Genomic DNA, 10292 nt, shown 5'->3' on the forward strand with positions numbered 1-10292 from the left:
CAGATACACACGCCCGTCCCCGCCCCACACGGCGGAAACCACACTCGGGGCGAACTTGCGCGTAATCGGCTCCGCCTGGCGAGACTCCACATCAAACAAAAACGCCTGCCTGTCGAACCCATTCGCCACATACCCCTCCGGCAAATCGAGCCCCACCCCGCCGAACGCATCGGCATCGCTCACAACCAGCAGCTTCCTGCCATCCGGCGACCACGATGCCGACGACACCGAAAAAGGCACATCCCTCAGCAAAGCCTCGCAAGCCATCGACCGCGGATCCATCACCCACAAATCGTACACCTCATACCTCCGCTTCGAATAATCCACGCGTGACACCGCAAAAAGCACCTTCGAACCGTCCGGAGAAATATCGCACAGCTCCGCATTCCCCACCCCTGCCGTCAGGCGGCGCATCCGCCCCGAATCACGATCCACCAGATACAGGAACGACCTGTCGCGCCACTTCGGATCTCGGTCCGCCATATTCACAAACCTCTTGAAATCCTTCTCCTTCCCCTTCTCCTCGAAACGCTCCGTCACCGTCGCCACCAGAAACGACTCATCCGGTGCCCACGCATACGACACATCCTTGAACGGCACCCCCTCCACCAGCACCTCCTCAGCCCGCTTCTCCACATCGTATGCCTTCAGGGCGCACTCATTCTCCCCCTGCATCGCCGTAAACATCAGCCTCGCCCCGCGGGGCATCCACCGGTAGCGGCGGGCATCGTCCGCCACCATCACCACGGCATCATCCGCCACCCGGCGCACCTCGAACGAAGCCTGCGACTTGCCATCCGGCAACAGCCTCTCCACCCGGGAAAGCACATACTCCCCGTTCGGGGACACGGAACACCACGCCACGCGCGGCGCCTCATTCAACGCCTCGATCGTCACCGGAGCCCGGCCGTACCCATCCGGAAACGCCACATTCACCGCCTGCTTCGACTTTACGGACACGAAATCCGCCTTCACGCTGGGTGCAGTCCAATCCCACGGCATCGAAAGCACCTTCACCACCACCTCGTACCTTCGCCGCTCCCATGCCACCTTCGGACACATCGTCCCAGCCTTTACCCCTGCGGACTGCCTCTCCAGTTTCTCCGCCACCTGCTTCCCATCCACATACACCCGGCAAACCTGCGGACAAGCCACCTCCAGCTTCCCCTCCACAAAAGCGGAAGGCTCCACAAAAAAACGGAACACCCGCACCGTCGGCCAAAACGGGGAAACGCACGGCTCGGCACGCATCCAGCCATCCTCACCGGCGGTCACCCGGCCCGTCCACGGCAGCTTGGCCACATCCCCCAACGGCACGGACAACCGCGCTGCAGCATCATACGCCTTCCCCTTCACGCTATCCACCTCCGAAAACATCGGATCGGGCAGCGGAAGCACCCGCGACACCTGCCCGGAAGGCACGCACCAACGCGACACCTGCTTCTTCTCCACACCCCGGTACTCCCCACACGCCGCAGCGGCACCCTCCCCCTTCGCCTCATCATCCTCCGGCACATCTCCCAACACCCAGCCGCTCATCGGCAACAACGCTAAAAAACAACGGAAAGCCTTCATCTTACAGCCAAGAAATACGAAAGCGCACCGGCAAACCTTGCACCGAACCCGTCCAAAAAGCACAACTGCCACAAAAAAAGCTCTTCCGCCAGCGCGGAAGAGCCCTGAAAAAAGGAAACACACACCTCATTTGCGGCGGCGGCGCATCATCAGTGCAGACAGGCCGAAAAGGCTCAAAGTCGCCGTAGCAGGCTCGGGAATCGTACCGTTGGCCAGCAGCTTCACACTGCCGCCATCCAGAACGAGCCCGTATTGGCCCCGGTCAATCTGCGTGGCATCCGTAAAATACCCTGCGTAGTCCAGGGACTTACCGTGCATATCCGTCACCGACACGCCCGACGCATTCCACACGCCTGAATTTTGGGCCAGATTCGTAGCGGAAAACAGAGTATAGGTAAACGAATCCGCCGTCATTGCCAAATTGCCCGTAAAATTGACCCTTGCTCCCGACTGCATCCAGAAAGATCCCATGGAAAGCTTCGCATCTCCGGAAAAGGAACCGAAATCGTAATTGTATGTACTATTGCTGCTGAAACCGTTGGAACTGCCCCTGATAATGGAATGGGTACCGAGATAAACAGTCTGCCCGCCGGTTGGCCATGTCGCCATGGAAAACGTCACATTATTGCCCAGCCACAGATACTTATACGCACCGGCAGCCGTCACGGTAATAGCCGTATTCGTCTGGGTATAAACCTGCCTGTTATCCTGATAGCTGAACGTATAGCCGATATAGCAATATGCCTGTGCGCCGGGCGTATTGGTTCCCGTATAAGCCACGCTGGTTGCCGTACTCACATCGCTATTGAAATACCAACAGGCCTGTGAAAAATTGCCCGAAGTACCCCCGTGCCCCGGCGTCTCATCCCAGACAAACAAAGACGCGGCATGGGTATAGCTACCCAACAGAAAACCGATTAAAAGAAGAGAGCGTTTCAACATATATAATATAAATTTAGCGCATTAAGTATAACCCGCCAACCCTTCACGTCAAGAAAAAATCGTCACGATCGATTGAAATTATGAATTTTGTAAAACAAAAAAAACACACCACACCTCATTTTCCCCTCACACTCCATACTTTACTGTCATACCTGCCTCGCATATATATCCCGCCACAAAAAAGGCCTTTCTACCCATGTAGAAAGGCCGATAAAACGGAAAATATCCCCCGGCAACCTCACTTGCGGCGGCGGCGCATCATCAGTGCAGACAGGCCGAAAAGGCTCAAAGTCGCCGTAGCAGGCTCGGGAATCGTACCGTTGGCCTGCAGCTTCACACTGCCGCCATCCAGAACGAGCCCGTATTGGCCTCGGCCGATCTGCGTGGCATCCGTCACGTATCCGGCATAGGCGAGATCCTTGCCGAACCTGTCCGTCACAGACACATCGGAAGCAACCCACGTACCCGCATTCTGGGCCAAATTCGTCGCAGCGAACAGCGTATAGGAAAACGTATCGCCTGTCATCGTCACATCCCCCTGGAACTTCATCGTACAAGCCTGCACCCACACATCTCTCATGGAAATCCGGGAGGTACCTGTCATCGAACCGAAATCGAACGTATACGTGTTGCCCGACCTGAAGCCCTGGCTCGTACCGGTGTACAAAGCATTCTCGCCCATATACACCATGCGGGTACTATCCGGCCATGCGGGAGCCTGATACGTCACATTATCCCCGAGGAACAGAGTCTTCGGCGAGCCTCCGGCCGTCACCGTGATCGACGGATGTGTCGAAAGCTGCGAAAACGTCTGTACGCCGTTGGAATAGGAATATGTATAGCCGATATAGGCCACATCCGCCGCGGCAGGAGAACCGGTCACGGATGCAAGGGAACCTTGAGTCGTATTCTTCACCGCTCCCCAATTGGAAGCAGTACCGAAAGCGCCGCCCGACGTATTGGTCCACACATAGACCCAATATCCATTGTAATCATAAGCGGCGGAAGCCTGCGCTCCCAGCGACAGAGCCGCCACTGCCACAAACCCGGATAATAAGGAAGAAGTCTTCATCTATTCAATCAATTAAAACCTGTGTTGCATAGAAAACAACACAAGAAGTTTACCAGATAAACAATCCGTCGCCACGTACTTCACTTCAGTCAATTTATTCTTATATTCATTGTCAATAATATAAGAATAATTGATGCGTAGGTGGCGAAAGTGGAATCATGTGAGCCTTTATAGATTATTGGAGTTGGTTTCCATACACCACCTCCAATAAATAAACATGGTTATGCATTTTCGGCTTGTCATGCGGATTGTTTATCCGGTTATTCCATGATTGAGTCAACAGCCAAACACCGATCTCACAACAAAATCAATAATAGGCATCAAGATCGAAAAAATTGATTTGCAACTCATTGCCACGGCCATCCTCGTCGCCGGGCTTGGCAAACACACAATAACACCCGATCAAATTTTCTCCACTATTCAACAAAGACCTCACGGTCCCCAGCTGCGCACCATTCAACCACATGCAAATCTCATCGCGCCGATCCGTATTGCTGGGTTCCCCCAAATAATCGACCAGCTCCTGCGGACTCATTCGCCGAATATCATCATACACATCTCTTATATCCAACCACGGCACATGGTGCCACATTCGCGTCACCTCATGGTAATACCGCGACTTCTCCTCCGCAGAGTCAAAAAAATACCACGGAGCAAACAGGCAAACCAAAGGCTTCCACATCAGCACCAAACAGCCCAGCGCCGCCAGCAACGCCCGCACCCGCACCCAGCGGTGCCGGGTAACCACCGCCCACACCACCAGCAACACAATCGCTGCAGAAAAGAAAACAAGACACTCCAACATCATTCAATATCCCTTCGTCAATAAACAAAAACATACACCTCACCCCGCCGAACCGACGGCACAGACAACGCAACCGCCCTCATCATCTCCCCCCATACTCCCGCAACACACGCCTCACCTCCCGCAACTCCTCCGAATCATCCTGCACCGTACCGGCCAGCGGATTGCCGCCATCTGACAAAACCCGGTAATGCAACGAATGGCGCCGCGTATAATCCGAAGCCGACTTCCCGAACCGATCACGAGCCTTCACATCCGCCCCACGGGCGATCAACTCCCGCACCAGCCCGCTCAACCGGTTCTCGGCAGCCATCATCAACGGCGTATAACCGTCGTCCGCCGCCAAATTCACATCCGCCCCGCCTTGCAGCATCGCCTGCACGCCCGGATCGCGATCATCGCCGAAATTCAGCATCCGCTGCATGAAAACCGTATTATTGGTCGAAGCCACCAACAAATTCGGATTGGCACCATGCCGCACAAGCAAATCCGGAAAATCGCTCAACACGACCGCATAAAACCCTTCCTTGTTTGGCCGATTAGGATTGGCACCAGCCTTTAACAGCATGGACATGATCTCCCGCGAAGTACAATAGTGATCGAACAAAGGCGTCTCTCCGGCAGAATCGCCCACATTTGGATCGGCACCACGTGCAAGCAGAACCGCAACGGCCTCCACCTGCTCCAACCGGCAGGCCTGATGCAAAGGCGTAGCCCCATCCGCCGAAGAACGGTCATTCACATCCAGCCCTGCCTCCAGCAGCTCCCTCATGGCAGGCACATCCCCTGCGGCGGCAGCCTTGTGCAACGCCGTCTCGCCGTAAAAATCGCGCAGCGTTACAGCCTCCCCGCTCCGCATCAACTGCCGCATCGCCTTCAGCTTCGTCCTGCTCAACGCCACACTCTCCGGATTGCGCCGATCCTCCCGAGGAGGCGATACGGCAACCTCGAAACGAGGCGAACCGTCATCCAGAATCGTCTCGTAGCTGCACCGCACCACCTGTCGCGCCTGCTCCTCGCTCATGCCGGATGTACAACCGGCATGAAAAACAGCCGAGAAAAGCACCGGCACAACACAGAAAACGGATAATTTATTCATCATCAGACAGCAAATTATTTTATTCGGCCTCGCCCACGGAAACGGATTTTTGCCCGCACACTCACTCTTCTGCGAACTCATCCCCATCCTTTGCTTGGCGCTCCGGTTCCAAGGCATAGATTCCGATATATGCCGGATGTTCATTGGATGAATCTGTGATTCCATATAATTTACCGCGAATCAGAGACGGATGAAAGCGCGTATGTTTTGTCTCACGAATGAGCGGCGAATCTGAAATATGCTCGGGGTTGTCTGTATCGATGAAGTGGTAGCTCATTTTGGAGTCAGCATTATGCAAACCGACAATCAAGTAATTATCAACTGATTGATACAGGTGCGACATCCATTCGGGACTTGCTATTTCAAAGGAAAGACGACAATCGTCCACAGGGCGTAAGGATTTTGAAGCCAAGAGCTTGCCGTCTTTCATGAGCGCGACGTACGTATCCCGTCCGTTACTCGGATCTCCGCCGGGAATGGACGTCAATGCCACAAAGGCGACAACTCCGTTCGGCATGACTTTGAAGCGCTGCATAAATCCGAAACGAAAGTCCGGCAGGGAGGCCTCGCCGATGCCGGCACATAAAAGGCGTGTCTCCTTGTTCTCGAGATCCCGGACGAACAGTCCCCCCTTGTCGATAAAATAAAGGTAGTCCCTGTGCAGGCAGGCATAAAACATGCTCAGCGGGATCTCGGAATCCTCGCCGTCGAGATTAAGAGCGACTGGATTATAAGCTCGATCAACATGGATGGGCACATCGTCGATGAGCTTACCCTTATAATCGAATACGGCATAGCCCGATGTCGGTTGCGGCAGGCGTCGAAAGAAAGGCCCCGTCATCGGCGCCGCTTGCAACGGGAGTTTCTGGTAAAGCAGAGCGAGCCGCCGGGAATCCCGTTCCCAGCAGAAATCTGTCGCGAACACTCTGTCCGTCGGAAACAGATAGGACGATTGGAAACCCGGTGTAATCAGCGCAAGCGGAACGGGATCATTATCGACAGAGAAGGAGATGCATCCATCTGTTGCAGGTTGCAGCCATACATAACCAAGCGCCGTGAAATTGTAATCTGTCGACAGGCCCAACCGTTGCATCTCACGCTCCACATCCCACAAGTTAGAACGCAGGCGATCGAACATGAATCCGCCATCGACATGATTGTACTGCTTAGCCCCTCCATCAAACGACCTAATTGCTGTTGGCCGACCTTTAAAATCAAGCCATCTTTTCTCATTGATATCATCAAAGAGAAAACAGTGATTATCCAAGTACAGGATTTGTCCATCATCTGGCCGCTGAGATGGGATGACGGATACTTTCTTCTGCGGTATATCGACAAAAAAGGGTGCCGCATGGTATCCCGCACCGAGAACATATTTTCCATTCGGAGTGACGCAAAATTGCGTAGCCCGGGTGTATCCGTTGATGAGCGAGGCAACATCGAGAGACTCGGGAAGTTCGATTGTTTCAATCGGCTTGATTTCTTCGGCCGCAGGGAGGGCGGCGCCTCCAAGACACAGCGCCGTCCATGTGGCGAATAGAGTAGTTTTCATCCGGATAAAAGAAAAAGGCAACGGTTCATTCAGCATACTCTTCATGCAAAAAACGGGGTTGAGCCAACAAACGACCAACAGCCACAGCCCGCGCCCAGGCACGCGCAGACGGAACACCACACAGGCATCGAAAAACAGGAAAACATAGGGGAAGGGAGGAAGAGGGGCATCGGCATGGCCGCCTTGCGCACGGAAGCAAAAATACTCCGAACAAGGCGAACGAACCGCTCACGCGCATCATAGAAATAAACACGCCATCCCGTCAAGCCGGAAAACGCACAAACCCACGGCTCACTCCATTTCGGTGCTTAAATACCTCCTCCCTCTCCCGAAAAACATCCCATCAGCGCCCCTCGCGCATGCACAGGAACCACACGCCGCATAATGTTCCGGCACTTCCCCTGCGGCGCAAAAACAGGACAACCGGACGATCATCCCCGCCAATACCGCCCGCACTTGCCTGACAAGCAAGTCACTCCTCACCCACCTTTTCGAAAACGGCAAAGGAACTCTTCTTGGCCTGCTTCAAGGGGAACCTCCCCTTCCAGTATGGCTCACCATCGTCCAGCAAATCAAGCTTCACCCAGTCCTTGCTTTCCGGAATAAACAGACTACCTGTAATAGATGATTGGCGAAAACTTGTCACCTCCTTGCCCGGAGCCCACCCCGTCGGCAAGTCGATATAAGACGACCGGGGCACGGACGCACAAACGCCGCCTTCCGAATTCAAAAGCATCCAGAGCACATAATGCACCTCGACACCGTATTGCATATCTCCATCTTTATTTTGATAACCTGACAGATACATCCGAACATTCGTCTTCATGCATTGCGCCAGGGACAAACACATCATCACCGCAAGGAGAACATTTCTGAAAGATAAGCGTTTCATGGCAACAATCAAGGAATCGGCACACCAGGCATACAGCAGTCGCGCTTCGTCAAACCATATCTTCCATTGCCTCAGGCCACCCTGCGCACGAGCCCCGACCTTTCGCCGCATCTCCCCGCCATGCCCCTCCCATCAGCCCCCGAAATTGGGACGGTAGCGCGGATGGTAGAAATAGAAATTCACCACACCCGGATCCACTCTTCGCAGCTCCAGACTCCCATAAACGGCATGGAACCTATCCGGCTTGAACCGAACCACTTCATAACCTCGCACGGCAAGCACATATTCCGCCTTCTCCGGCGAAACACCCCGCGCCAAAGCCAGCTCCGTCACCCCGGAACCAACTTCATAGTATTGCTGCTTACCGGCCAGCACACCTCGGCATGCACATTCGGCCGCAGTCATGGAAAACGCCCATTCGGGATGAGTATAGCGATAATTGACAACGACAATACAAATAATCAACCCGACGATAACAAGAACAACGCTGGACAAAACTATTCTTTTCAACATATGGCAAAATCATCATGATGCAACCGTTCCATCAGAAAAACGCAGTACTTATCGGGAAGACATGCGGAGCATATCAATCTTGCACGCGCTTCCCGAGCATACGCTTCATTTTGGCATGCAACCGCCTGTCCCTGACAGAAACCGACTTTTCTTGATAAGCGATCTTAAAGCCCAATTTCTCACAAGGGGTAAAAGAAAGATCGATTGCCGGATACTGACGAGGAATCCCCAACTTGATGGCGCACCAAAAATCCTGGGTTTCACTCGGTAAAGAAATACGCTCCTGCGCAAGCAAACCCTCCAGATCCCTTGCCGTCATTGTACCTACCCTCCTAGGCTTACCGTCATACCCTCCGTATTCACAATCGTCCCGCTCAAGAAAATAAACGGGTATCTTATCGTCCCCGTTTTGCTCCATGCTGCGGAGGGTACTTCTCAACTCCTTCTCCCACGCTCCCTCTTCCCGGACCGTGGAAGCATGCTGCCACAAAGAACATGCAGGAAGCAGCAGCAGAACGATCAGCATGAACAAACATCTCATCCATAATGCCTCCCTTCGATGCAAAAACACGCTCCTGCCATACCGCTGACCGACGATCCCGGCAGAGCACAACCGCGCATCCAGCCCACTCTTCCCCGGAGAGTTATTCACTTCTGCCCCCCTTCCCCATCCGACTGCGACGAGCCCTTGCCCGCAGCCGCGCTCCTACGCTCCTCCAGCCGGAGCAAATCCTCGCAAACCTCCAAATAATCTTCCGCTTCCTCATGCCCCTGCTGGTCGGCCCTCCGAAAAAGTTCCTCGGCCTTGCGGGCATCGCGCGGCACGCCAATACCCTTCAAATAGCAGGAAGCCAGACAGAACAGAGCATCCTCATCGTCTTGCTCGGCCGCTTTCGCATACCACCGGATGGCCTGCTCCATATCGCGCTCCGTACCTTCCCCCTTCTCATAGCACTGGGCCAGATGAAATTGAGCCGATGGCAAATCGTGAAGAGACGCTTGCATAAACAAGTGAAACGCCTCTCTGGAATCCTTGGGCACTCCGTTTCCATCGGCATAACACAAGCCCATGAAAAACATCGCCAACGGATCCCTCTTCTCCAGAGCTTCCGTGAAGCAGGCAATCGCCCGCTCCGTATCCTGCTCCACGCCGACTCCGTCCACATAACATGCGCCGAGCATCGACAAAGCCTCGACGTCGCCTTGCGCCGCCGCCTTCCTGAAGCAGGATACGGCTTCTTCGGGTCGGGCATCGGTCCCTACTCCGAGCAAATACATCGAACCAAGATGGTTCAGAGCTACGCCAAGCCCCTGATCGGCAGCCTTCTTACACCAGAAAAACGCCTGCCGCACATCCGTCTCCACTCCCATCCCTCCTTCATAACAAAGAGCCAACATCAACTGCGCCTCAGCATGGTTCTGCTGCGCGGACTTGAGAAACCACGCGAACGCCTTCGCCTGATGGCCAGGCATGGACGAATCGCGACAATAGGCCAGTCCCACAAGGTATTGGAACTCGGAATCACCTTCTTCGGCTTCGGGCAAAAACGACTCCAAGGCATCCTCAAGACTGTCCGGCAACCTGAACCGAACGACAGAGGAATCATCTGCCGCCCACGATACGCCAAACGCGAACAATAGCCCGAACAGGGCGCCCCATACCTGAAAAGTACGTTTACACATGGCAACAAATGCGGAGGCGCCATACAAATACGGCCTTCGCACCGCAACGAAACTGCGATCATACTGGGAGTAGCTCATATCGGAGGGAATGGGGTAACAAATCGACTATAAACGAAACGCCACACCCACACAAGGCAAAAAAGGCCATTCTCCCACACC

The 10292-nt window shown here is 54.3% G+C and carries 10 protein-coding genes; all 10 read right to left on the minus strand.

Annotated features, from left to right (window positions below; genetic code table 11):
• A partial coding sequence (locus tag AC781_RS02295) for a TolB-like translocation protein (protein WP_176712480.1) occupies positions 1–1575 on the minus strand: 1575 nt, incomplete at its 3' end.
• A gap of 126 nt (positions 1576–1701) precedes the next feature.
• Positions 1702–2517 (minus strand): PEP-CTERM sorting domain-containing protein, encoded by an 816-nt coding sequence (locus AC781_RS02300; RefSeq protein ID WP_141675701.1) that lies wholly within the window; start codon positions 2515–2517, stop codon positions 1702–1704.
• Positions 2518–2755: 238 nt separating this feature from the next.
• A complete protein-coding gene (locus AC781_RS02305; protein ID WP_141675702.1) occupies positions 2756–3589 on the minus strand; it encodes a PEP-CTERM sorting domain-containing protein in 834 nt (277 codons plus the stop codon).
• 307 nt (positions 3590–3896) lie between these two features.
• The gene (locus AC781_RS02310) at positions 3897–4397 is read right to left on the minus strand and encodes a hypothetical protein (RefSeq protein WP_067772871.1); all 501 of its coding nucleotides are present in this window, start codon (positions 4395–4397) and stop codon (positions 3897–3899) included.
• Positions 4398–4476: 79 nt separating this feature from the next.
• Positions 4477–5496, minus strand: coding sequence for an ankyrin repeat domain-containing protein (locus tag AC781_RS02315; RefSeq protein WP_071133400.1), 1020 nt, complete (start codon positions 5494–5496; stop codon positions 4477–4479).
• Between the two features lie 58 nt (positions 5497–5554).
• On the minus strand, positions 5555–7081 hold the full coding sequence (locus AC781_RS02320; RefSeq protein WP_141675703.1) for a hypothetical protein: 1527 nt from the start codon (positions 7079–7081) through the stop codon (positions 5555–5557).
• Between the two features lie 436 nt (positions 7082–7517).
• Positions 7518–7817, minus strand: coding sequence for a hypothetical protein (locus AC781_RS13600; RefSeq protein ID WP_141675704.1), 300 nt, complete (start codon positions 7815–7817; stop codon positions 7518–7520).
• 252 nt (positions 7818–8069) lie between these two features.
• Positions 8070–8450 (minus strand): hypothetical protein, encoded by a 381-nt coding sequence (locus AC781_RS02330; protein WP_067772883.1) that lies wholly within the window; start codon positions 8448–8450, stop codon positions 8070–8072.
• Between the two features lie 73 nt (positions 8451–8523).
• The gene (locus tag AC781_RS02335) at positions 8524–8976 is read right to left on the minus strand and encodes a hypothetical protein (RefSeq protein WP_067772886.1); all 453 of its coding nucleotides are present in this window, start codon (positions 8974–8976) and stop codon (positions 8524–8526) included.
• A gap of 122 nt (positions 8977–9098) precedes the next feature.
• Positions 9099–10133 (minus strand): SEL1-like repeat protein, encoded by a 1035-nt coding sequence (locus AC781_RS02340; protein WP_172801793.1) that lies wholly within the window; start codon positions 10131–10133, stop codon positions 9099–9101.
• Between the last annotated feature and the right edge of the window lie 159 nt (positions 10134–10292).

The organism is Neoakkermansia glycaniphila, from assembly GCF_001683795.1.
Classification (GTDB): Bacteria; Verrucomicrobiota; Verrucomicrobiia; order Verrucomicrobiales; family Akkermansiaceae; genus Akkermansia; species Akkermansia glycaniphila.

Excerpts from the sequence above, each read along its gene's own strand:
- AC781_RS02330 (WP_067772883.1), bottom strand. The coding sequence starts at position 8,450 with ATGTTGAAAAGAATAGTTTTGTCCAGCGTTGTTCTTGTTATCGTCGGG.
- AC781_RS02340 (WP_172801793.1), bottom strand. The coding sequence starts at position 10,133 with ATGTGTAAACGTACTTTTCAGGTATGGGGCGCCCTGTTCGGGCTATTG.
- AC781_RS02335 (WP_067772886.1), bottom strand. The coding sequence starts at position 8,976 with ATGCTGATCGTTCTGCTGCTGCTTCCTGCATGTTCTTTGTGGCAGCAT.
- AC781_RS13600 (WP_141675704.1), bottom strand. The coding sequence starts at position 7,817 with ATGCAATACGGTGTCGAGGTGCATTATGTGCTCTGGATGCTTTTGAAT.
- AC781_RS02315 (WP_071133400.1), bottom strand. The coding sequence starts at position 5,496 with ATGATGAATAAATTATCCGTTTTCTGTGTTGTGCCGGTGCTTTTCTCG.
- AC781_RS02305 (WP_141675702.1), bottom strand. The coding sequence starts at position 3,589 with ATGAAGACTTCTTCCTTATTATCCGGGTTTGTGGCAGTGGCGGCTCTG.
- AC781_RS02310 (WP_067772871.1), bottom strand. The coding sequence starts at position 4,397 with ATGATGTTGGAGTGTCTTGTTTTCTTTTCTGCAGCGATTGTGTTGCTG.
- AC781_RS02320 (WP_141675703.1), bottom strand. The coding sequence starts at position 7,081 with ATGCTGAATGAACCGTTGCCTTTTTCTTTTATCCGGATGAAAACTACT.
- AC781_RS02300 (WP_141675701.1), bottom strand. The coding sequence starts at position 2,517 with ATGTTGAAACGCTCTCTTCTTTTAATCGGTTTTCTGTTGGGTAGCTAT.